Below are 22,088 nucleotides of genomic sequence, written 5' to 3' on the forward strand. Positions count from 1 at the left end.
AACTATTATGTCTAAAGACGAATGAGGAATAGTAATGGAACTTTGGAACTTATATGATAAGGATCGAGTATTAACAAAAGAGACCATGGTCAGAGGAGACGAAATGAAAAAAGATACGTATCATTTAGTCGTTCATGTGGTCATTATTAATTCAGAGAATCAAATGCTGATTCAACAACGCCAGTGGGATAAAATTGGCGCACCCGGACTCTGGGATATCACAGTTGGGGGCAGTGTACTAGCTGGGGAAACGAGTCAGGAAGGTGCCAGCAGAGAAATTAGTGAAGAATTAGGTATCGAGCTTGATTTAAATCAAAGACCCCACCTTTCAGTGACCTTTGACCATGGCTATGATGATATATACATCGTCAATCAAGAGGTAGAACTCGATTCACTTAAGATACCAAATGATGAAGTCCTAGATACTAAGTGGGCTTCGATTGATGAAATCTATGAGATGATCGATAACAAAAGCTTTATAAATTACCGTAAGAGCTTAATTCAATTGTTATTTGATATGCGCTATTCTTACGGTGATAAAAATGACTAGATAGGAGAGAAATCATGACTAAATGTGCGAGTTGTAAGAAACAGTGGACTGGGCTCTTGTTGTTTAAGGGGCATTTTGCTTCTCAGAACGGGGTAGAGTGTGACTACTGTGGTAAGACACAATATGTATCGGAAAAATCGAAAAAAAGAATGATTATTCCTCTATTACTTGTTACGGGAATGTTGCTAATTGGACTCTTTGCACCACCATCAATTACTCAATATTTCTGGGTCTACATTACGATTACGGGAGTGACTTTAATTTATATGTATGTGAGTTTGGAGTTAACGGATATCCCACCAGAGCAATAGGCTTTTCTTTTTCTGTAATTTTGATATACTTCTGTAATACTTATATAAAGAAGGTTAGCGTATGCAACAAGTGAGAATCGGCACAAGTATCTACTTGAATTATATTTTACTGGGCATGATTAATTTAATTATCGCCTTACATATGAGTTTTTTAACGGAACAGTTGAATACCGATGCAGCTGCGATATCAGCACTTATTTCTGCCATTGGTATCGGGAAACTGATTGCGCTTAGCTTTGCAGGTAAACTATCCGATAGTCTCGGTCGTCGACCGATGATTATTACAGCATGTTTAATCTACGTAGTCTTTTTATGCGCCATACCCTTTGCACCGACCTACACCATTGCATTTATGTTTGCACTTTTAGCAGGTATGGGAAATTCTATATTGGATACGAGTTCATATCCGGCACTAATCGAAGTGTTTAAAAATCGATCCAGTTCAGCAACGGTCTTAGTTAAAGCCTTCATGTCTGTTGGGTCAACAATCTTACCATTAATGATCACATTCTTTATGGCTAGAGATATGTTTTACGGTTATACCTTTTTCATTATGGCAGCAGTCTTTCTCTTTAATGCGATTCATTTAATGAGTGTGAAGTTCCCTGAAGCGAATGGGGGATATTTACCACCGAAGAAATCAACGCATAGACAAGTGAAACTAAAACCAAAGACGGTCTTCATGGAAAAACCAAAATTTTTACGTGAAGGCATTACAGTTATTGCGATTGGCTTTACGTCAGTCGGTCTGTTTCTTATCATCCAAACTTGGTTAGCGACATATGTAGAAACGATCATTGGTTTAACAGAATCTCAGGCAATCAATCTACTAAGTATTTATAGTCTAGGTGGCTTTGTTACGGTAATTATTTTAGCGACCTTACTCGATAGAGTGTTTAAACCTGTAACAGTACTCATAATCTATCCAGTCATTGCGATTGTTTCATTAACATCACTTCTAGTCGTAGAGAACTATATTATTCTGCTTATTATCGCCTTTATGCTTGGACTATCGACATCAGGTCTGTTCCAGCTGGCAGTGACACTGATGGCACAGTTCTTCCCCGAGAAAAAAGGAACAAGTACAGCCTTTGTGACCTTGTCATCAAGTATTGCCTTCATTACCTTACCGTATATTACGGGGCTCTTAAATCGACATATTACTGTATCGTCAATATTTATATTTGAGATTATGATCGCAATCATAGCAGTAACCTTAGCAATATTTATATCGTATCGTTATAGAAAGATTTTTAATTCAAGAACCACAGGGAAAATATTGTGGCGTAATCCGTAAGGAGAATATCATGGTTAAGTTTTTTAGTATTGTGTTGATCATATTAGGCACTGCATCGTTTATAAATGTATTGATGAATCTATCTTCAAGCATACTTATGTCAGGTGTCTATTTGGTTGCAGCGATTATTTTACTGTATGTAGGAAATCAGATGTATAGGAATAGTGGGAAAGAAGAGTAGGAAAGAATAAAAGATAATAGACAAAAAGGAAGCAACCTAAAAACATAAGTTTTTAGGTTGCTTCTATTAGATTATGCTACCTCTAGAACAATCCTCTAAAGAATTCTACGATACGATCCCAGAAGTTTCTGAGAGCTTCCATAAATGAATTGACCTCTTCAGAATCCGCAATGTCACGGCCTAATTCAGATGCACTGTCTTTAGCATCTTGGAATGAATCACTTGATGTAATTCTATTCAAAAGATCTTCAGATGAATCCACTAATCTCTGTGCCTCTTCACCTGTAAATATTCCTGAGTCTTTAATACTGTTAAAGATTTCAACTAAACGATCGATTTGTTCCTGACTTAGTAATCCCTCTAAACCATTTTCTGCAAGTTTCTCATCAAGAATCGAACGAATTTGTTCCTCACTCACATCACCATTAAAGTTGTTGATGATCTCAACTTTCACTTCAGTGATAACTTTGTTTAATTGAACTTGTGTAAAGCCTTCTACATTACTATTCTCATTTGTAATGTCAGAAATAGCATCCAATTCATCCTGAGCATTTTGAGTTTTCTCAGGGTCAATCTCCTCACCTTGAGCAGCGTATGCTTTGTAAACACCAGCTAAGGCACTTTCACCAGTTACATCTTGAGCAGCCGCAATCGTGACATCCGCATCAGTAATGCCTGAAGTTAATAAGGCGTTTTGATAAGTTTCTTCAGAGATCATCGTTATGTTACCCAGTGACTCATCAATATTTATATTTAAGCCGCTACCTTCAGACGTTTGTTGTATACGAATACTCGACATTAAGACACTATTGTCATAATTTTGATTTACGTACTGACTGACATCCTCACTATATACATAATCGATGATATCAGAATCACTCGCGCCGAGTAGATCCGCAGTCTGTTCTTGTAAACCCGTATCAGATTCTAAAGCAGCACCATATACTGTCACAGCATTATCCCATTCACTTGCTGCATTGATATTCTGTGATGTACATGGAATCAATACAGATAGTGATACGACTGTGAGTACAAGTAATTTTTTAATCATTGTGTTAACTCCCAACTATTTTAATCTTTCATGCTACAGAACTAGCATTGTAATCATTTTACCAATGAATTATTAAAGGAAAATGAAAGTTTCATAGAAATATCCGAATATAAAATTTACAGTATTTTTACAAACTAATTTTAGTATTGCTGTTTTTAGATAATAATTATAGGCTATACTTAAATTAAAATTGAAAAATTACAAGGGGTGTAATGATGAGAGCATTTTTGTTGATGGGACTCTTTTTCATACTTACCGCATGCAGCACTACGGAAGGTAGCACAGACGAAACGACTGAAGATACTAACCAAACAGAGGAAACTGAAGCTACTAATGATAATGAATCTGAAGATACAAATGAGAGTACAGATGAATCTTCAACAGAAGAAGATAGTGACTCAGAGAGCGATTCAAGTGAATCAGAAGACAATACTGACGAAAATTCAGCATCAAGTGAAGCAGCAGAAGAAGAAGATATCGAAATTTCTTTAGATTCAGTTCTTGAAGAAGAAGAGGGCACAATGGTTGACGCTTCTAGAGAGGAACTTGAGGATGAGTTAACAACATTTATAGAAGATAATGATGGTGATGTTACGGATGAAATGGTTTATGAAAAATTAATAGAGATGCTCGGTGGTCACCCAGATATGCAAGAAGGTATCGAGTATTTCCAGGACTTTTCAGCTGAGCTTGTTGATTTAACAGATCAACCTGGTGAATTGAAAGTTGAAGATGGCGAGCTTTCAATGAGAAATAACGTATATATTTTAATGGATAATAGTGGCAGTATGGCAGATGAAATTGATGGCACGACGAAGATGGATGCAGCTAAAGAATCAGTTAACCAGTTTGTTGAAGGTATGCCGAATGGTACACAAGTCAGTCTAATTAATTACGGATTCTCAGAAGAAGGTAGTGAAGAAGATAATTCATGTTCAGCAGTTGAAGAAACATTTCCAATTGGTGAGTATAATGAAGCTGAATTTAATGATGCTCTAGGTCAATACGGAAGTGAAGGATTTACACCACTTGCCCTTGCTATTGAAGAAGTCGGTAAAGTGATTGAAGATAGTGAAGCGACTGGTAGTCATACAATATACGTTGTAAGTGATGGTCAGGAAACTTGTAATGGAGACCCTGTTGCTGCTGTACAAGATCTACCTGAAGATGAGAATATCGAAACAGTGTTAAATATTATTGGTTTTGATATTCAAGATGATGAAGTTCAATCATTGGTAGATATTACTGAAGCCAACGGTGGAGAGTACTTATCTGCAACAAATCCAGATGAATTGTCGAGAGTATTAAAACAAGAAAAACTAAATCTCTTTATAAAATATAGAGATTGGTCGAATGAGAACTTAAAAAATATTACTCAAGCAAGTAATGACAAAATGTTAGACAAAACACAAGTTTACAATGACGCAACTACATCAAACCGTGAAGTTAGTAATAGTATTAACGGGGTTTTAAATGATGTTTCACAAAGTAGTTCTCAGGAATATCGATATCCTGAAGCTAGAGAAATGGCAGATGAGAGATATCTCTTAGTGAGAGATTTCTTAAGTGAAGCTTATGACGAATCAAGTGAAGATGTAGAGGCTGAAAAAGAAAAACTCCAAGAAACTGTCAATCAAGAATTTGAAGAAATTGAGAGTGAATATAAAGAAGACGCAGAAGAATAGTTATAGTCCCACTAAGTTAAATCAACTAACTTAGTGGGATTTTTGTATGTAATTTGTAGGCTGATTAAATCTGTTTTCACTTTATAATATAAGTAAGATGGCGTACAATTAGTTCTTAAGAAAAGTTTAGGGGCAGTTAGTAATGGACAATGAGCAGATGAAAAGATCCGGTAAGAAAGAATATAAAACTGTTAAGAAAACAAAACTTAGAAAACGAGGATTTATATGCCTTGGTGCAATTGCCTTAATAATAATTATTGCTTTATATATAGTGTTTTCCTATAGATCAGGTTTAAATATTGCTAAAGAAAATGGTGTTGAAACAGAATCAGAAACGTTTGACCCAGTGGACAATAATGATGGTAAAAAGACAATTCTCATCGTTGGTAAAGACCGTATGGATGAAGGTGCAGAACGTACGGATGTTGTGATGATCGGACAATATGATTATATGAAAAAAGACATGAAACTTGTGTCACTGATGCGTGATATCTATGTAGAAATACCAGGCTATCAAAACTATAAAATAAATGCGGTCTATTCATTAGGTGGTATGGAACTCTTAAGAGAAGTCATTTCACATAACTTTGGACTAGAAGTAGAAGAATATGTAACCGTAGATTATGAAGCATTTACCGATACTGTAAATGTGATTAACCCAGACGGTATAGAAATTGATGTTGAAAAGGACATGTCAGAAAAAATTGATACGACACTTCATAAAGGTGTTCAACAATTAAATGGGCAGGACTTACTTGCCTATGCGAGATTTAGAAATGATGAAGAAGGCGATTTTGGTCGAGTCAGACGCCAGCAGCAAGTCCTATCTGCAATTAAAGATGAAGTTGTCAGTGTCGGCGGTGTAGTTAAACTTCCTAAAATCATAGGTACAGGCATGGGATATGTGGACACTTCTATGTCTAACAAAGAAATGTACAGAATGATTGCTAGCTTCCTAGTTAGAGGAGATAAGGATATTGATTCAATGACCTTGCCATTAGAAAATACTTATCAATTTATGGATACTAGTTATACTGGAAATGTCATTGATATGGATTTTGAGAGGAATAGTGAGGAACTGCATAGATTTTTAGATGGAAATGAAGGACAAGAAGAGTGATTTTCAAAAATAAGTAAATATTTCATAATGTATAAATGCTTTCTAAGTGAAATTTCATTTAGAAAGCATTTTGCAAATTATTATTGATGTGGAGAAAAGCACATGAAAGTATATTGTGAAAAAGTACTTTTTAATAAAGATACAAAAAGTTATGAGGTTATATTTGATTTTAATAAAAATAAGGATCTCATTGCGTTCTCAGAAATATTTCAATTATCTACAAATGAAGAGAATGAAACGATATTTATCCTTACTTGTCTAGTATTCGAAAAGTATAGAGGATTTAAATCGGGTTTTTGGTATGAATTACCAAAAACTTTCTTTGAAAATTTCACTTTGGTTAATCGACATAGTGAAAATTCTAGATTAATAGCTACCTTAGAATATGACGCTGATAAAGGTGGTCTTTTGAACATTAGAGAAAATAGAGTTTATGAAAACATGGAGTTTCATGAATATAATGAATATATTAGACATGATGGAAGAATGGGTTTACATGAATACATGAAGGAGAGAAAGTGTTACTCTGAAAATCCAGATTTTGTTGTCAGAAATGTAGGATGTGGAAACATAAACGAAATCAGAACCAAAGATTTTTGGTTAATTTATGATTTGGGAGGAGATATTAAATACGATGATGCAAAAATGAAGAGTGTGTTTTGTAGAATAAACTTTAATCAGGAGTTTATTTGTGTTATTAGTCATTGGGATCTAGATCATTATAGAGCTATTCTTGATTTACAAGATCATCAATTTAAGAAAATGGAAAAAATAATTGTACCAACGAAAATGCCCAACACTATGCAATTACGAAAAACACTTGATAGATTGAAAAAATTAAAAATAGATATTGAAATGATACCTCCGGCATTTAGCTATACAAGAGGATCAGGTACCCGTATTCATTTAGTTTCTCTAGGAAAATTTGGAAATATTGAAATATTTCGATCAACTGATGGGTCTAATATTAATCAAAGTGGAATTGCACTTTCAATAGAAGGTAAAAATAAAATAGCTGTTTTAGTTGGTGATCATCACTACCCACAAATTATAAATAGCATGCTTACTTCTAGAGTCACAAAAAAGTATGAATTTGTTATTCCACACCACGGTGGTCATGCTGGTAAATTTGATGAAAAAAATGGCGTAAGATTAATTTTTCTGGAGGAGCCTTATCTACAAAGAGGGGAAGATACAGAAATCTTCCAAGAAAAGAAATTGAAGATTTTTTTGTAGTTAACAGAAATTTTCATTGCACAGAGACTACTAAATTAGACTATACCACAACATTATGATAATAGTGTATGTTCATTTAGGCATTACTACATGATTATAAGGGGAAAAACACTACTTTTTCGATTTTCTTTAGGTTAAATTGAATTTTGGCTAAAGATAAGTGTAGTGAATTCACTTCTAGGGTATAACTAATTAATATCTATTAATTAGGAGTGTTTAAATGAATTCAAATATGCCAAATGATTCTGGTTTCGACAAGACTTTAAGCGTTCTTAAAGAGGGTTATGAATTCGTCATGAACCGTGACAAGGAAATGCATACAAACATTTTCGAAACACGTATCCTCGTTGAAAAGACAATCTGCCTCACAGGTAGTGAGCTCGCTGAACTATTTTACGACAACACCCGCTTCAGCCGCACTGATGCTGCACCTGCCAGAGTACAAAAAACACTTTTCGGTGAAGGTGGCGTACAAGGTCTCGATGGTGATGAACACAAAAACCGTAAAGCGATGTTCATGTCTTTAATGGATAACAAAGCGATGGATGAAATAGAAGATTTAACACAGAAATATTGGCACGAATACTTTGAAGAAATTGATTGGAACGACACCGTAGAGTTATATGAAGCAGCGAAAGTTGTATTTCTCAAAGTCGCTTGTGACTGGGTTGGAGTGTCTCTAGAAGATGAAGACATCGAAACTCGTGCCAGTCAGATTGCCGATTTATACGAATCACCTGCAGCACTCGGAATCCAACACTGGAAGGGACGTAAATCTAGATCAGAAGCAGAAGACTGGATTGAGCGACTTATTGAAGGTGTTAGAAACGGTGAGCTTGAAGCAGACAAAGATAGAGCACTCTATAAGTTCGCTATGCACAAAGATTTAAATGATGAACTCTTGGATGCTCAAGTTGCTACAGTTGAGCTTTTAAACCTCATTCGTCCAATTAATGCTATCAGTGTATGGGTTGCAATGATTGGTCTCGCTATTCATGAACACCCAGACGCTGCAGAGAAATTGAAAGATGCCAATCAACAACAATTAGAGTGGTTCATTCAAGAAGTCAGACGTTATTATCCCTTCTTCCCATTCGCAGTGGCACGAGTGAAACTCGATTTCGAATGGCAAGGTTATGAGTTTAAAGAAGGCACTTTAACACTATTAGACTTATACGGTACCAACCGTCATCCAGACGACTGGGTAGACCCTGATGAATTTAAACCCGAAAGATTTGAAGGTTGGCAAGAGACACCATTCAACTTTATACCACAAGGTGGTGGATCTTACGACTTCGGTCACCGCTGTGCAGGGGAGTTTATCACAATCGTCATGATGAGAACAACACTCGACTTTTTAGTCAATCACCTAGAATTCAAAGTACCAGAACAAGATTTTGGCTTTGAATTTAACGATATTCCAGCTGTTCCTAATGACAAAGTGAAGATTAAGCCAACACGTATCAAATAAATCATCAAATTTTAATCTATCTTTACTTCCAATTTAAACTAGCTGTGCTATTATGATTCATGTTACAGAGTTAACACTACTAGGAGATAACCATGAAAATAAAAATAGCAGTCATCTTAATATGTATTTCATTAATGTTGATGATGGTCGTAATTATAGATAGCTTTAATCATAATAAGACTGATTCACCTAAAAAAGCAGATGTTATTATAATGCTTGGTGGTGATAGCGGTCGAATAGAGAAAGCTGCAGAACTATATCATAATGGGTATGCAGATTATGTAATGATTTCTCCAGAAATAGAATCGATCCGTTCACAAAGTACAGAGTACGCAATTGAACTAGGAATTCCACAGTCTGGGATTATAGAAGAACATAATGCAACGAGTACTTACACTAATGCAACAGAAACTATAAAGTTAATGGAAGAATATAGCTTTGACAGTGCACTTGTGGTGACAAGCGACTATCACTTGAAGCGGTCTGAAATGATTTATGACAGAGTCAATGACGGGCAATATGAACTGACCTATATCGCAGCTTTCGGTGATAATGGAGAAAAATGGTATGAAAGACCTTATGCTAAAAGAATCTGGTTCAGTGAATTTTACAAGCTGTGGGGTTATAGACTTGGTTTGTATAATCTTATAGATGTGTCTGATGCATACGAAGGTAAAGAGGCCTGATATTAAACTTTTATGTTTAATGTCAGGTTTTTTTATTATTTAGAGACTTATCACTTAAATTAACAGACTATTCTCTATTGAAGAAATTTTATAACTATTATATATTTGGTTAAACGGAGTTTAAAGCGTTTACATATTTTAAAAGGGTGGAGATATATGCGAAAGTATTTTTGCTTTACACTGCTAGTAATCATGTTACTAATTTTATCAGCTTGTAGTGATGACAGTGAAGTTACTCCAGATGGGGAAGAAAGTGCAGAAGCTGAAGGCGGAGATTTGGTTATGTCTTTTCCAACAGATATAATTTCTATGGACCCTCATGGTAGTGAAGATGTCCCTTCAGAACAAGTGAGAAATACAATCTATGAAGGACTAGTAAAACACGATGTGAATATGGAGATTGTGGAAGGACTTGCTACTGAATGGGAGCAAATCGATGAAACAACTTGGGAATTTAAATTACGTGAAGATGTCACATTTCATGATGGTTCCGAATTCAATGCTGAAGTGGTAAAAGCTAACATAGACCGCGTTCAGGATATTGCGAGAGCATCTCCTAGAGAATTTATTTTAGAAATGATTTCAGAAGTAAATATCATAGATGATTACACAGTTGAGATTGTCACTGAATATCCATTCTCACCATTATTAGGTAACTTATCACATGGTGCAGGGAAGATGCTTAGTAAAGATTTGATTGATGAGGATTACCAAAATGCAATAGATGAAGCTGGTTTAGACACTACTCTAGAAGAGTACTATGAAATACGTAAAATTGGTGGAGAAGAACACGAAGAGATTGCTTCACAAATTAGCAATTCTACTGGAGCCATTGTAGAACAAAAGCCAGTAGGTACAGGGTATCTACAGTTTGACAGTCGTAACCCAGGTGAAACGACAAAACTTGTTGCTTATGAAGATTATTGGGATGGACCACCAACTATAGATTCTGCAGAGTTTAAAGCTGTCTCAGAAACCAACTCTAGAATAGCAGAGTTAGAAACTGGCACATCTGACTTCATCGCGAGGTCTGAATCTAATAACATAGACAGAATAGAATCAAATGAAAATCTTACTTTAGAAAAAACAGATGCACTCGCTATAGATTATATCGGTATCAATACTGAAAAAGAACCATTTAATAATAAGCTAGTACGTCAAGCCATTACCCATGCCTTCGATCAAGAAGCAGTTCTAACCGGTGTATTTAACGGATCTGGAACACCAGCAATTGGTCCCTTGTCTCCAGTGACTTTAGGTTATGATGAGAATTTAGAAAGACTGGAATATGATATGGACCGTGCACGCGAACTTTTAAAAGAAGCGGGTTATGAAGACGGCTTTGATGCAACGATTATGGTTAATGAAGATAATCCAGAACGCTTAGATACAGCGATTTGGATGCAAGAGTCCTTAGCCGAGTTAAACATAAACATCGATATAGAACAAGTTGAGTGGGGTGCATATTTAGAAATGACTGGAAATGGGGAACATGACATGTTCGTTCTAGGGTGGTCAAACCCACCTGCAGACCCTAACCATTTACTATCAACACTCTTCCATTCAGATATGATTGGTAACGCTGGTAACCGTTCCTTCTTTTCTAATGAAGAATTTGATGAACTTATAGATGAAGGTAAAAAAGAATCAGATGAAGACGCTCGCGAAGAAATCTACAAACAAGCTCAAGAAATTCTGATTGATGAAGCTCCAGCGATTTTCATTAGATACCCTGAAAACTTAAATGCATATCAAAGTAATATTAGTGGACTAAAAATTGATAACAACAACCTACTAGACTTACGCAATGTCACAAGAGAGTAATAATATAATTTAAATGGGGTGGAAGTATGATTTTAAAAATTCCAACAGAGGAATTTAGACAAAGACAAAAGGAATTTATAAAGAGATTTCAAAATCAAGGTAGTGATTGTGCAATTATATTTTCAGTAACAGACATATTTTATCTGACTGGTTTTCACTTTCATGCTACAGAAAGACCGATGGGTTTGATTGTAGATCCTAGCGAAAAATATCATTTATTCGTACCATCATTAGAACACGAACATACTGAACAATATAGTGTAATTGATGAGGTTCATTCTTATCCTGAATATCCAGGTTTAAGACACCCTATGGAATATTTTAAAGACGTGTTGAAAGAATACAAATTTGAAAACAAAAATATTGGTTATGACTCAATCGGATATGGATCACCTAACGGTTATAGAGGTCCAAGTGTTGATACGCTCATCACTGCAAAGTCATTTATTTCAATCTCTACAATTATAGAAGAAATGAGATTTATTAAGTCAGATAACGAAATTGAATTAATTAAAGAATCCTGTCGATGGGGAAATCTTGCACACAAACTACTTCAAAAATATACAGAAGCAGGAAAAGAAGAGATAGAAGTTACGAATAGAGCTTCCATTGATGCAACAATGGCAATGACGCAAACCTTAGGTCCAGGTTATAAACCACATGGAAAAACGGCTTATGCTATATATAGAGGTCAGATTGGTGCTGAATCTGCATTTCCTCATGCTGTGACACAAAATGCAGTATTTAAAACAGGCGATACCTTAGTAACTGGTGCTGCCGCTGATGTGTTTGGATATCACAGTGAACTTGAAAGAGTGATGTTTGTAGGTGAATATAATAATGATCAAGAGAAGTATTTTAAATATATGTATGATGCACAAGAAGTTGCATTTAATGCCATTAAACCAGGAGAGAAATATTCCACTGTAGAAGAAGCTGTTCAAAAGTACTATAAAGAAACGGGTATTACAGATCTGGCTAAACACCATACTGGCCACAATATTGGACTGTTAGGACATGAAGCACCTTTCTTTGATTTAGGAGACGACACAATCATGGAACCCGGTATGGTTGTCACCGTAGAACCAGGAATCTATGTCAAAGGTCTAGGTGGATTTAGACATTCTGATACTGTACTAATTACAGAAACAGGAATGGAAATGCTCACCTATTATCCAAGAGATATTGACTCTCTAATTTGTTGATTAATATATCGATTATCCCCTCATACGTATTCAACGTACGAGGGGAATTTTTTATGCAAAAAACAAGTTTTTAAATATTTTTCTTGTAATTTTTATAGGTATTTGTCATAATTACTGTACCGAACGTTCAGTATAGTAATAGGAGATAGACACATGACGAAAAAAGATGAAATATTAATAAAAGCCGCACGAATTGTTAATGACGAAGGGATTCAAAAACTGACTATGAGTTATTTAGCTGAGAAAGCTAAGTTAACGAAAGGTGGGGTACTTTATCATTTTGACAGTAAAGAAGATATCCTACTCAATATGAATAAAAAAATCATTCAAGAATTTGATGATCGAATCGATACACATATTTCTAATTTAAGTGGACCATATCGTTATACTCGAGCCTATGCTTTAGCCACACTTGACTACATCAATGACTCTGAAAACATACTCTTACCTGCAGTCTTTATCTCTTCACATGAAGACAGTTCAAGTAAAGCACTATGGGAAGAGACATCCAATCTTTGGGATCAATCATTTAAAAACGATCAAGGTGATCCAGACAAAATTTTTGAACTCAGAATGATATGCGACGGTATCTGGTTTACCTTAACCTATAAAATCAGTGCTTTCTATAAAGAAAAAATGGAAAAAATCATTAACAACTACATTCAAACTCTAGAAGCGGAAGTGATATAAATGCCTTACATCTATTTACTCGGTGCCATCCTGTCTGAAGTATTCGGAACCACCATGATGAAAATGACAGCTACAAATGATAATAAACTCTATATTGTCGGCATTGCAGGCGGTTATATACTCGCATTTTTCTTACTATCACTCGCTGTCGTCACCTTGCCATTAAGCTTTGCCTACGCTGTTTGGAGCGGGGTAGGTACAGCATTCACAGCCATGGTCGGATTTTTAGTATTTAAAGAACAAATTACAAAAAATGGACTCATCGGCATCATCTTAATCATTGCTGGTGTTGTCTTAATGAGAGTGTAAGGAGAAAATATGAATTTAAAATACTTTTCAATATTAATTGTTTCAATATTATTTGAAGTGTTCGCAACATCTATGCTAAACCTATCTCAAGGCTTCTCAGTTATTGGACCGACCATTGCCTTATTTATCGGTTACGCGATATCATTTACATTACTCGTCATCGCTTTAAGAGGCATTCCACTCAGTATCGCCTATAGCGTCTGGGCAGGACTCGGTACAGTTGGTACTGCCATAGTCGGTATCTTCTTATTTAATGAAGTATTAACTTTAATCAATATCAGTGGTTTAGTTATTATTATTGTCGGTGTCATTGTGATGAATATGTCAGGTAACAAAGAAGAGACAGAAGAAACTGTCGTTTAAATTAGGGCATAACACAACCCCGACATGTCGGGAAGAACAAGTCGGGGCTCTAGTGCTTATCGCCTAGTCTTTTCTTTGTAATTCAAGCCAGTGCTTGAACAGTTGGACGATGCAACCGACGACAATCGGTCCAACAAAATACACAAAAATAGGATCCATGGCCTTCACCCCCTCCCGGATAGATTTCGCCCGGGAAGAATAGGCGATATAATAATTATAACAAAAATAGAACGTATGTTCTATTATGTGAAGTGATTTTTATCCTTTAAATTAATGTTATTATTGAATAAATAAGGGGGATTCGAATGGCATATTCTTATCAAGGTATCGATCACGTACAAGTCGCGGCACCAAAAAATCAAGAAGATGAAGCAAGAGCATTCTATGGTAAGAAGTTAGGCTTCCAGGAAATCAGAAAGCCTGAGGAGCTAGCTAAAAGAGGCGGCGTTTGGTTTCAAGTCGGCCACCATCAACTACATGTCGGAGTAGGAAATGATTTTCATCCCGCTAAGAAAGCACATCCAGCCTTTGAAGTTAAAAATATAAAAGATTTAAGAAGTAAACTGATGGAACTAGATGTAGAGATTATAGAAGATAACAGCTTAGAAGGTGCAGAACGATTCTATCTTCATGACCCATTTGGCAATCGATTAGAATTCTTAGAGTGGTTATAATTATATATTAGAACGATTGAATGAAATAAATACTTCAAACTGGTAATATAATTCTGCATATGTTAAATTATAAGTAACAAAAATAGTATTCATGGCTTCACCAAACCACTAAATGCTGGGAAGAGCATTTGGTGGTTTTTTTGTTTCCTGTAGAAGATTATAACGATTTAAAAGTCGATGATTAGACAGCATCATTCAAAACACTAAGTGCCTAAAAAGCCATTTGGTGTTTTTATATGCCTTTTAAGTTTTAATACTAAAAAAATATGACCATCCATGCTAATATAGAACATATGTTCGATATAGGAGGGTCTATATGTATAAATTATATAATTATCATCTCTGTCCTGAGCAGGATATTCTCTGCGTAGATTTAAAAAGCTTTTTTGCTAGTGTCTCTTGTATCTTAAAAGGGCTCGATCCTATGAAGGTCAAACTCGCAGTCGTAGGGGATACTAAAAGCATCGGATCTGTCGTACTCGCAGCGACACCTGAGTTAAAGAAACTCGGTATTAAGACAGGTTCTAGACTATTTGAAATCCCGAGTAGAAGTGATATTTACATTATCAATCCGTCGATGAAAGTGTACTTAGATTACACCAAACGTATTTCAGAGATTGCTTTAAAATATGTCGCGCCTGAAGACTTTCATCAATACTCCGTCGATGAGTTCTTTATGGATGTCACCCATAGCTATCATCTATTTGCAGATAGCCCAAAAGCACTCGCTAAAATGATTCAGGATGAAATCTATGAAAAAACACATATTCATTCGACAATCGGTATCGGTGGCAATCTTTTATTAAGTAAAGTCGCTTTAGATATAGAAGCGAAACACATGCCAGACGGTATTACTGAATGGCGTTATCAAGACGTACCAGAAAAACTATGGAAGATAAAACCACTCAGTAAATTTTGGGGGATTAATCGACGCAGCGAAAGGAAACTCAATCAACGTGGAATTTTTTCCGTAGGGGACCTAGCAAATTATCCCTATACTTATTTGAAAAAAGACTTTGGTATTATTGGTGTTGATTGGCATCTCCATGCAAACGGCATTGATTTTAGTCAGATTAGTCAAAAGCACGTTGTCCATTCACCGTCCATTGCTAAAAGTCAAATACTCATGAGAGACTACCGCTTCGAAGAAACCTATGTCGTCTTATTCGAACATATCGATGAAGTCGTCCACAGAATGCGGTTGATGAAACAACTCGCGAGAACCGTTCACTTTACAGTCGGAACCAAAGACGGTCATGTTTACCGTAAACAGTTCACCATTAATGTAGGATCGAATAATGAAATGGACATTATGAAATTAGTCTGGAAACATTTAAGTAGAATGGCAGATCCCTATGCACTTTATCGAACCATATCGGTCTCATTATCGAACTTTATACCAGACAGTGCCAAACAAATCTCACTCTTTCAAGACACCGACCAACTCTTAAGAGAAGAAGCACTAATGAAGACCATAGACGACATGAAAGAAAAATATGGCCAACTCTCTATTATGAGAGCCATCAGCTGTACAGAAGCCTCTACCTTGAAATTAAGAGAAGGTTTAATAGCGGGGCATAAAAGGTAGAATCATTATAAGGAAGTGATGATATGCGGATAAGTATATTGATATTATCTGTAATCAATTTAATATATTTAATTACCACGTTTGCAGCAAATCAACCTAATAATATTTACCTCTCACCACTAGGCTCACCATTCTATATCGCAATAGTTTTAGCACTTTTAAGTGTCGTGATTTTACTCATCAGCAAATCAGGTGAGGGAAGCGCTAAAAAATTAAGCCTCTCTACGATAGGCATTAATATTATTGGAATATTACTAGTAAGAATATTATTTTTATAAAACGAGGCTAGATGATTATATGTAATAAGACCTGACCTTCAGTGCTGAAAGTCAGGTCTTTATATTTTCAGAATCATACTTATTTAATCGCTGTTTAGTTTTATATACATCTGAAAAAGAGACTAAAATTAACATCCAAAAGACTGGATGGCTGATTCTAAAAAAACTTTCGTCGGAGACGGGAAATACGATATTTAATATAATCACTAATACTACAACATAAATCGTAGTATTTCTTTGTTATAAATAGGTTTCTTTTAAATCTTTATATTTTGTCTGACGAGAACTTATATAAATCGACAAGCCTATCAAGCCCAGGAAAATTACGAGAATGTACATACCATCTATATTTATAGGGATAAGATTAGAGTTGAGGTCGACAATTATGAAACCAGATTGTTTCTGTTATTTTGAGTTAAATATTAGAAAATTCCAAAAAATATCTGTAAGATAAAATTATAGGAATATATTACAGATTAGGAGGAATTTTTAATGGTTAATGAAAGAGTTGCGGTCATTACAGGATCAGCTCAAGGACTGGGTAAAGGTATAGCAGAAAAGTTGAGCAAAGAAGGTTTTAAAGTTGTTATTAGTGATGTGAATGAAGAAGCATTAAGTTCAACTTTAAGTGAGTTTAAAGAAAAAGGTTATAATGTTCTTGCAAAAGCAGCAGATGTAACTAAAAGAGAAGATCATGATGCGTTAATTGAAGCGGCAGTAGAAGAATATGGGAAAATTGATGCTTATATAAATAATGCAGGTGTAGAAGGTGTAGTTGAAAAAATAGAAGATATCACTGAAAAAGATATTGATTTTGTATTAGATGTCAATGTCAAAGGTGTATTTTATGGAATTCAAGCAGCTGCTAAACAACTGAAGAAACAAGGAAAAGGTGGAACTATAATTAATGCTGCGAGTATTGCGGGCCATGAAGGATTTGATTTCCTAGCTGCTTATAGTGCATCGAAATTTGCAGTGCGTGGACTCACGCAAGTTGCGTCTAAAGAATTTGCGAAAGATAATATCACTGTCAATGCTTATTGCCCTGGTATTGCTGCAACTGGAATGTGGGAACGACTAGATGAGAAATTTATGGATGTTATTGGTACTAAGAAAGGAGAGGCACTTGAGCAATATTCTTCCTCAATTTCTTTAGGTAGAACACAAGAACCTACGGATGTTGCTAACTTAGTCGCTTTCTTAGCATCTGAAGATGCTGGATATATAACTGGTCAAGCTATTATTACAGACGGTGGTATGTTGTACAGATAAGTTTAGAATTTTCAAAGAAAATAATGAAGGTAAATCGGACAAGGTCAATATTAAGAATTGACCTTGTCCGAAGTTTTTAACTGCTAAACGCAAACATAAAAATCAAGCCATTCACAATACCAAAGACAAGTGACATCATGGTCCCAACTAAAACATACTCACTTTCTTTTCTAACAAACTCGCTGGATTTATCCCCAGAGAAGCGGAGAATAGATTTCGCAGCAACTAAGAGTCCTAATGCTGTGTATTGATTCAACATTACAAATGCAATCGTTAATAATCTTTCACAGTAGCCGATCGTCATTCCAATACGGTCGGTTTCTGTATTTTTCTCACCAGATAAAATCTCTAAGATGATTTTTATAAAGAAGCCGCTAAGTAGATAGAAAATCACACCAACAATAATTAATAAAGTCATCATTTTCCTCCTGACGCGGTAATATCACGGAGTTGTTCTACAAGCACTTCTGAGTTAAGTGAATAGGTAGATTTTACATAATCAATAATCTCAGTTAATTGCTTCACCCGTGACAGTTGGACATGCTTAGAAATTGTCGCCACAGACTTATTTGTCTTTGCTGCAATATCCTTTTGACTCATACCCGTTAGATAATACTGCATCACTTCTTGCTGACTTTCAGTCAAATCTCTAAAGATATCCGTCGCATACATTAAGGCAATTTCTATTCCCTTCGTCATATGCGGACTCGAGAAATCTTGCATGTTTGATTTTTTTATAGATTGAAGCGACTCTCGAACCGTTTTAATAGACGGATGATTCCAATGCTCAGGGTTACCCTCCGGAAAAGGAATATCCACACTATGGAAGCTACACTTTAAAGGGAAGTCCGAAGCGGGCCATAGAACTTTGACGTAAAGCGACAAGAGGGCAGTGTAATGTTCCGTATCAGAGAGTATGAATAACTCATCTCCCATGCGATAATTAACATATATTTTATTTTGATTTGTATTTAATTCTTGTAATTTTTCTTCGGTAAAAGCAAGATGATCATAAATTTCCGCTGGGGCCTTAGTGCTATTAGACACATCCATAATCAACATAGATAAGATAGGAACCATCTCCTTAAACTAATAAAGACAGTATACATCAATTAGCCTAAAAAAGCGAATTTTATATAATTCGTTTAAATGGACGAAATATAGCAAATAAAATGGAGGATATAAATGGATAATATAAATAGTATTGATTTGATTCCGACTATTATTACATCATCAGTGGCGATTATGGCAGCTATAATGACAGCAAAATTAACCACACATTTTGACCATAAGAATTTTATGAAAAGAGAAGAAGAACAAAGAAAATAAATTGACCTTAGTCTAAATTTTAGCTGTTATCTTTCATACAGATAGCAGCTATTTTTATCGACTAAAATTATGCCTAAACTCAACGATTTTAGGGAATTCGTTTAATAAGGTAAATTTGATTTTGCTTTGAGATGAAACTACTTGTGAAATCTGTTACTATATTAGAGATTAAGAATTGATGAACGGGAGTGCCATTATGCAATTTACAGAATTAAGTTTAGCTGAGTTTAATGACTTTACGAGAGAGAACTTCAGTCATTTCACTCAAACTGAAGAGAACTACCAATTAAAAGTAGACAGTGGCATCGAGACTTATTTAGTCGGTGTGAAAGATCAAGGCACAGTAAAGGCAGCGTGTTTAGTCACTTTAACACCGGTAATGAAGGTTTTTAAATACGCATATACAAACAGAGGACCAGTTTTAGATTATAGTGATGAAGCGGTATTCAATACATTTTTTGAAGGACTCACAAACTTCTTAAAACCGAAAAAAGTATTATATCTTAGAGTTGACCCTTATGAAGTGATTAACAAACGTAATCACGAAGGCGAGATTATTGAAAGTATGGAAAACGACTATATCTTCGATAACTTTAAAGCACTCGGCTATAATCATGACGGCTTTAGAAACGGCTTTGACCCGATTGTGCAAGTACGTTGGCATTCTGTCTTAGATTTAACAGATAAAGACGAAAAACAAGTCTTTGATGACATGGATAACCTTAGACGAAGAAATATTAAGAAGGCTGAGAAGCACGGACTACACATTAAATATTTAGACTTAGACAATATCGATATCTTCCGTAAATTTATGAAAGATACATCAGAGATGAAAGCCTTCTTCGATAGAGATGACAGTTTCTACATTGACCGTAAGAAATACTTTAAAGACCAGGTCTTGATTCCAATGGTATATGTCGACCTTGAAGACTATACTGAATCCATTGCTAATGACAAAACTAAGATGCAAAAGAATATAGATAAGGCACAAAAAGCCTTAGACAGAGATCCAGACAACGAGAAAAATCAAAACAAAATTAAGAATCTATCAGAACAAATTGAAAACATAGATGCGAAGTTACAAGAAGGGGAAGAACTCCTACAGACACATGGAAAAGAATTGCCACTATCCAGTGCCTACTTCATTGTTACACCACACGAAGTAACTTACCTTTCCGGTGGAACAGACAATGACTTTAGACACTTTGCGGGATCATATCTCATTCAGTGGACCATGATTAAATACGCATTAGAACAAGGTATAGACCAATACAACTTCTATGGAATCAGTGGAGATTTCACTGAAAATGCCGAAGACTATGGTGTTATACAATTTAAGAAAGGCTTTAATGCGGTCGTTAATGAGTACATCGGGGACTTTATTAAGCCAATCAATGGACTAGCTTATAAAGCCTATCAAGCAATTAATAAAATAAGAGGATAGGATGGGGAGCAGCGTGAAAATTACTTTTCACGCTGTTTTTTGTGGTGCTGTTTTTTTCGGTAGAAGAGAGATTTCATTGACTTATAAGATGAGTATATTGGTAGATGTCCCACGACATTGTCCACTAAACAGCACTTTATCATGCCTAAACTTACCTCATACTGTGATATAGTTGAATTAATGCATATAAGAAGGTAAAATATTTTATTGATTAAAAGAAGACTTTTAAGAGAGAGTGAAATTATGAAATTCTTGGAACTTACTGATGAGGAATATCAATCTTTTATAGAGGAAGGGCATGAGTCAGCCTTCTTCCAGATGATACAAAATAAAAAGAACCGTGAAATGGATGGGCAAGAGGTAAAATTAGTCGGTGTGAAAGACGATAGTGACAAAGTCATTGCTGCTTGTCTATTCACCTTACAGCCAACGGTAATGGGTAAGTATTTCTATTACTCTAACCGTGGACCGGTCTTAGATTACCACAACCTCGACCTCGTTAAATTCTTCTTTGAAGGTTTAACGGATTATTTAAGTAAAAATAAATGTTCTTACGTTAAAGTCGATCCAAACTGGATCTACAAAAAGTACGACAAGGATGTTAATGAAAAAACGGATTATGAACCAAAAGATGATGTCATCGAGCTTTTAGAGTCTCTTGGTTATGCACATGAAGGCTTCACACGTGGCTATTCTAAAACATCTCAAGCGCGTTGGATGAGTGTCCTAGATATGTCTCCATTTAATAACGAGCAGGAATTGATTAAATCATTCGATTCCCAGCGTAAACGCAATATGAAAAAGGTTCAAAAGTATGGCGTAGAGCTTAGACTCTTAGAAGTGGATGAGATTGATAAGTTTGTGAAGCTTTATGCTGATACTTCTGAACGTCAAGGCTTCTTTACACACCCTGATCCAAAACGCTATTTCTCAAACTTTAAAAAAGCATACGGAGACAAGGTTTTAATTCCATATGCTTATATTGAGCTAGACAAATATGTCGCTAATTTAACGAGTGAATTAGAAGATGTTGAAGGTCGTTTAGTTACCATGCAAGCTAAAGAAAACAAAAACGATAAAACACTCAACAAGATTAAAGAGTTAGAAAAACAAGTAGCAAACTTAACGAAAGATTTAGAAGAGGCTAAAGTCATTCATGATAAGGAAGGCAACGTCTTAGATCTTGCTGCTGGAATCTACTTTGAAACACCTTATGAACTCGTTTATAATTCAGGTGCGAGTACGTCTGAATACCCACAGTTTGTAGGGCCATACAAGATGCACTTAGAAATGATGAAGTATTGTATAGATAATAATATCGACAGATATAACTTCTATGGTGTCAGTGGGGACTTCTCAGAAGACGGGGAGGACTATGGTGTGTATAGATTTAAGCGTGGATTTAACGCTGAAATTGAAGAACTTGTAGGTGACTTTGTAAAAGTCATTGCACCATTCCAACACAACGTTTATAAAGTGAAAGCAAAACTCGGACTCAATAAGTAAAATAGAGAAGGGTTGGTC

General features: G+C 35.5%; 24 protein-coding genes. 20 read left to right on the forward strand and 4 right to left on the reverse strand.

Features of this window, described 5'->3' with window-relative positions:
* Positions 1-34: 34 nt before the first annotated feature.
* The 4 genes from JEM45_RS01475 to JEM45_RS01490 all read left to right on the forward strand — a co-directional run bounded on the left by JEM45_RS01475 (position 35) and on the right by JEM45_RS01490 (position 2,339).
* Positions 35-550 carry an NUDIX hydrolase gene (locus tag JEM45_RS01475; protein WP_198687598.1) on the forward strand — a complete coding sequence of 172 codons (516 nt, stop codon included), beginning with the start codon at positions 35-37 and terminating at the stop codon, positions 548-550.
* A 14-nt stretch (positions 551-564) separates the two neighbouring features.
* The gene (locus JEM45_RS01480; RefSeq protein WP_026866246.1) at positions 565-861 is read left to right on the forward strand and encodes a TIGR04104 family putative zinc finger protein; all 297 of its coding nucleotides are present in this window, start codon (positions 565-567) and stop codon (positions 859-861) included.
* A 61-nt stretch (positions 862-922) separates the two neighbouring features.
* On the forward strand, positions 923-2,158 hold the full coding sequence (locus JEM45_RS01485; protein WP_198687599.1) for an MFS transporter: 1,236 nt from the start codon (positions 923-925) through the stop codon (positions 2,156-2,158).
* 10 nt (positions 2,159-2,168) lie between these two features.
* Positions 2,169-2,339: a hypothetical protein gene (locus tag JEM45_RS01490; protein WP_156889130.1), complete on the forward strand. Its 171-nt coding sequence runs from the start codon at positions 2,169-2,171 to the stop codon at positions 2,337-2,339.
* A gap of 82 nt (positions 2,340-2,421) precedes the next feature.
* On the opposite strand, the gene JEM45_RS01495 is transcribed toward JEM45_RS01490, so the two are convergent.
* Complete coding sequence (locus tag JEM45_RS01495; RefSeq protein ID WP_198687600.1) at positions 2,422-3,390, reverse strand: DUF1002 domain-containing protein; 969 nt, start codon at positions 3,388-3,390, stop codon at positions 2,422-2,424.
* A 215-nt stretch (positions 3,391-3,605) separates the two neighbouring features.
* Here JEM45_RS01495 and JEM45_RS01500 point away from each other — a divergent pair, with 215 nt between their 5' ends.
* The 10 genes from JEM45_RS01500 (at position 3,606) to JEM45_RS01545 (ending at position 13,979) form a co-directional block, all read left to right on the forward strand.
* Entirely contained in the window at positions 3,606-5,075 is a 1,470-nt protein-coding gene (locus JEM45_RS01500; protein WP_198687601.1) for a vWA domain-containing protein, read from the forward strand.
* Positions 5,076-5,217: 142 nt separating this feature from the next.
* On the forward strand, positions 5,218-6,195 hold the full coding sequence (locus JEM45_RS01505) for an LCP family protein (RefSeq protein WP_198687602.1): 978 nt from the start codon (positions 5,218-5,220) through the stop codon (positions 6,193-6,195).
* 102 nt (positions 6,196-6,297) lie between these two features.
* A complete protein-coding gene (locus tag JEM45_RS01510) occupies positions 6,298-7,431 on the forward strand; it encodes a ComEC/Rec2 family competence protein (RefSeq protein WP_198687603.1) in 1,134 nt (377 codons plus the stop codon).
* 220 nt (positions 7,432-7,651) lie between these two features.
* Complete coding sequence (locus tag JEM45_RS01515) at positions 7,652-8,902, forward strand: cytochrome P450 (protein ID WP_198687604.1); 1,251 nt, start codon at positions 7,652-7,654, stop codon at positions 8,900-8,902.
* A 92-nt stretch (positions 8,903-8,994) separates the two neighbouring features.
* Positions 8,995-9,588 carry a YdcF family protein gene (locus JEM45_RS01520; protein WP_198687605.1) on the forward strand — a complete coding sequence of 198 codons (594 nt, stop codon included), beginning with the start codon at positions 8,995-8,997 and terminating at the stop codon, positions 9,586-9,588.
* A gap of 156 nt (positions 9,589-9,744) precedes the next feature.
* Complete coding sequence (locus tag JEM45_RS01525) at positions 9,745-11,412, forward strand: glutathione ABC transporter substrate-binding protein (RefSeq protein WP_198687606.1); 1,668 nt, start codon at positions 9,745-9,747, stop codon at positions 11,410-11,412.
* A gap of 26 nt (positions 11,413-11,438) precedes the next feature.
* Positions 11,439-12,617 (forward strand): M24 family metallopeptidase, encoded by a 1,179-nt coding sequence (locus tag JEM45_RS01530; protein WP_198687607.1) that lies wholly within the window; start codon positions 11,439-11,441, stop codon positions 12,615-12,617.
* 153 nt (positions 12,618-12,770) lie between these two features.
* Positions 12,771-13,307, forward strand: coding sequence for a TetR/AcrR family transcriptional regulator (locus JEM45_RS01535; protein ID WP_198687608.1), 537 nt, complete (start codon positions 12,771-12,773; stop codon positions 13,305-13,307).
* Positions 13,308-13,616 (forward strand): DMT family transporter, encoded by a 309-nt coding sequence (locus JEM45_RS01540; protein WP_185125673.1) that lies wholly within the window; start codon positions 13,308-13,310, stop codon positions 13,614-13,616. It begins immediately after the preceding gene.
* Positions 13,617-13,625: 9 nt separating this feature from the next.
* Entirely contained in the window at positions 13,626-13,979 is a 354-nt protein-coding gene (locus tag JEM45_RS01545; RefSeq protein ID WP_198687609.1) for a DMT family transporter, read from the forward strand.
* 63 nt (positions 13,980-14,042) lie between these two features.
* Here the strand turns inward: JEM45_RS01545 and JEM45_RS01550 are convergent, their stop codons facing one another.
* On the reverse strand, positions 14,043-14,138 hold the full coding sequence (locus tag JEM45_RS01550; protein WP_185125675.1) for a type I toxin-antitoxin system Fst family toxin: 96 nt from the start codon (positions 14,136-14,138) through the stop codon (positions 14,043-14,045).
* 146 nt (positions 14,139-14,284) lie between these two features.
* On the opposite strand from JEM45_RS01550, the gene JEM45_RS01555 reads away from it, so the two are divergent.
* The 3 genes from JEM45_RS01555 to JEM45_RS01565 all read left to right on the forward strand — a co-directional run bounded on the left by JEM45_RS01555 (position 14,285) and on the right by JEM45_RS01565 (position 17,791).
* Positions 14,285-14,653, forward strand: a complete 369-nt coding sequence (locus JEM45_RS01555; protein ID WP_198687610.1) for a VOC family protein — start codon at positions 14,285-14,287, stop codon at positions 14,651-14,653.
* A 316-nt stretch (positions 14,654-14,969) separates the two neighbouring features.
* Positions 14,970-16,241: a Y-family DNA polymerase gene (locus JEM45_RS01560; protein WP_198687611.1), complete on the forward strand. Its 1,272-nt coding sequence runs from the start codon at positions 14,970-14,972 to the stop codon at positions 16,239-16,241.
* Positions 16,242-17,011: 770 nt separating this feature from the next.
* A complete protein-coding gene (locus tag JEM45_RS01565) occupies positions 17,012-17,791 on the forward strand; it encodes an acetoin reductase (RefSeq protein ID WP_198687612.1) in 780 nt (259 codons plus the stop codon).
* A 76-nt stretch (positions 17,792-17,867) separates the two neighbouring features.
* Here the strand turns inward: JEM45_RS01565 and JEM45_RS01570 are convergent, their stop codons facing one another.
* Positions 17,868-18,209: a hypothetical protein gene (locus tag JEM45_RS01570; RefSeq protein WP_235678885.1), complete on the reverse strand. Its 342-nt coding sequence runs from the start codon at positions 18,207-18,209 to the stop codon at positions 17,868-17,870.
* Positions 18,209-18,871, reverse strand: a complete 663-nt coding sequence (locus tag JEM45_RS01575; RefSeq protein WP_198687614.1) for a helix-turn-helix transcriptional regulator — start codon at positions 18,869-18,871, stop codon at positions 18,209-18,211. The genes JEM45_RS01570 and JEM45_RS01575 overlap by 1 nt, the downstream gene beginning before the upstream one ends.
* Positions 18,872-18,976: 105 nt before the next feature.
* Here JEM45_RS01575 and JEM45_RS01580 point away from each other — a divergent pair, with 105 nt between their 5' ends.
* The 3 genes from JEM45_RS01580 (at position 18,977) to JEM45_RS01590 (ending at position 22,070) form a co-directional block, all read left to right on the forward strand.
* On the forward strand, positions 18,977-19,120 hold the full coding sequence (locus tag JEM45_RS01580) for a hypothetical protein (protein WP_198687615.1): 144 nt from the start codon (positions 18,977-18,979) through the stop codon (positions 19,118-19,120).
* Positions 19,121-19,316: 196 nt separating this feature from the next.
* A complete protein-coding gene (locus tag JEM45_RS01585; RefSeq protein ID WP_198687616.1) occupies positions 19,317-20,564 on the forward strand; it encodes an aminoacyltransferase in 1,248 nt (415 codons plus the stop codon).
* Between the two features lie 243 nt (positions 20,565-20,807).
* Positions 20,808-22,070 (forward strand): aminoacyltransferase, encoded by a 1,263-nt coding sequence (locus JEM45_RS01590; RefSeq protein ID WP_198687617.1) that lies wholly within the window; start codon positions 20,808-20,810, stop codon positions 22,068-22,070.
* Positions 22,071-22,088: the final 18 nt, after the last annotated feature.

The organism is Jeotgalicoccus sp. ATCC 8456 (assembly GCF_016313225.1).
In the GTDB taxonomy this organism is placed as follows: domain Bacteria; phylum Bacillota; class Bacilli; order Staphylococcales; family Salinicoccaceae; genus Jeotgalicoccus; species Jeotgalicoccus marinus.

Bases quoted from the DNA above. Each gene is read 5' to 3' on its own strand.
- JEM45_RS01475 (WP_198687598.1), top strand. From the start codon at position 35: ATGGAACTTTGGAACTTATATGATAAGGATCGAGTATTAACAAAAGAG.
- JEM45_RS01480 (WP_026866246.1), top strand. From the start codon at position 565: ATGACTAAATGTGCGAGTTGTAAGAAACAGTGGACTGGGCTCTTGTTG.
- JEM45_RS01485 (WP_198687599.1), top strand. From the start codon at position 923: ATGCAACAAGTGAGAATCGGCACAAGTATCTACTTGAATTATATTTTA.
- JEM45_RS01490 (WP_156889130.1), top strand. From the start codon at position 2,169: ATGGTTAAGTTTTTTAGTATTGTGTTGATCATATTAGGCACTGCATCG.
- JEM45_RS01495 (WP_198687600.1), bottom strand. From the start codon at position 3,390: ATGATTAAAAAATTACTTGTACTCACAGTCGTATCACTATCTGTATTG.
- JEM45_RS01500 (WP_198687601.1), top strand. From the start codon at position 3,606: ATGAGAGCATTTTTGTTGATGGGACTCTTTTTCATACTTACCGCATGC.
- JEM45_RS01505 (WP_198687602.1), top strand. From the start codon at position 5,218: ATGGACAATGAGCAGATGAAAAGATCCGGTAAGAAAGAATATAAAACT.
- JEM45_RS01510 (WP_198687603.1), top strand. From the start codon at position 6,298: ATGAAAGTATATTGTGAAAAAGTACTTTTTAATAAAGATACAAAAAGT.
- JEM45_RS01515 (WP_198687604.1), top strand. From the start codon at position 7,652: ATGAATTCAAATATGCCAAATGATTCTGGTTTCGACAAGACTTTAAGC.
- JEM45_RS01520 (WP_198687605.1), top strand. From the start codon at position 8,995: ATGAAAATAAAAATAGCAGTCATCTTAATATGTATTTCATTAATGTTG.
- JEM45_RS01525 (WP_198687606.1), top strand. From the start codon at position 9,745: ATGCGAAAGTATTTTTGCTTTACACTGCTAGTAATCATGTTACTAATT.
- JEM45_RS01530 (WP_198687607.1), top strand. From the start codon at position 11,439: ATGATTTTAAAAATTCCAACAGAGGAATTTAGACAAAGACAAAAGGAA.
- JEM45_RS01535 (WP_198687608.1), top strand. From the start codon at position 12,771: ATGACGAAAAAAGATGAAATATTAATAAAAGCCGCACGAATTGTTAAT.
- JEM45_RS01540 (WP_185125673.1), top strand. From the start codon at position 13,308: ATGCCTTACATCTATTTACTCGGTGCCATCCTGTCTGAAGTATTCGGA.
- JEM45_RS01545 (WP_198687609.1), top strand. From the start codon at position 13,626: ATGAATTTAAAATACTTTTCAATATTAATTGTTTCAATATTATTTGAA.
- JEM45_RS01550 (WP_185125675.1), bottom strand. From the start codon at position 14,138: ATGGATCCTATTTTTGTGTATTTTGTTGGACCGATTGTCGTCGGTTGC.
- JEM45_RS01555 (WP_198687610.1), top strand. From the start codon at position 14,285: ATGGCATATTCTTATCAAGGTATCGATCACGTACAAGTCGCGGCACCA.
- JEM45_RS01560 (WP_198687611.1), top strand. From the start codon at position 14,970: ATGTATAAATTATATAATTATCATCTCTGTCCTGAGCAGGATATTCTC.
- JEM45_RS01565 (WP_198687612.1), top strand. From the start codon at position 17,012: ATGGTTAATGAAAGAGTTGCGGTCATTACAGGATCAGCTCAAGGACTG.
- JEM45_RS01570 (WP_235678885.1), bottom strand. From the start codon at position 18,209: ATGACTTTATTAATTATTGTTGGTGTGATTTTCTATCTACTTAGCGGC.
- JEM45_RS01575 (WP_198687614.1), bottom strand. From the start codon at position 18,871: ATGGTTCCTATCTTATCTATGTTGATTATGGATGTGTCTAATAGCACT.
- JEM45_RS01580 (WP_198687615.1), top strand. From the start codon at position 18,977: ATGGATAATATAAATAGTATTGATTTGATTCCGACTATTATTACATCA.
- JEM45_RS01585 (WP_198687616.1), top strand. From the start codon at position 19,317: ATGCAATTTACAGAATTAAGTTTAGCTGAGTTTAATGACTTTACGAGA.
- JEM45_RS01590 (WP_198687617.1), top strand. From the start codon at position 20,808: ATGAAATTCTTGGAACTTACTGATGAGGAATATCAATCTTTTATAGAG.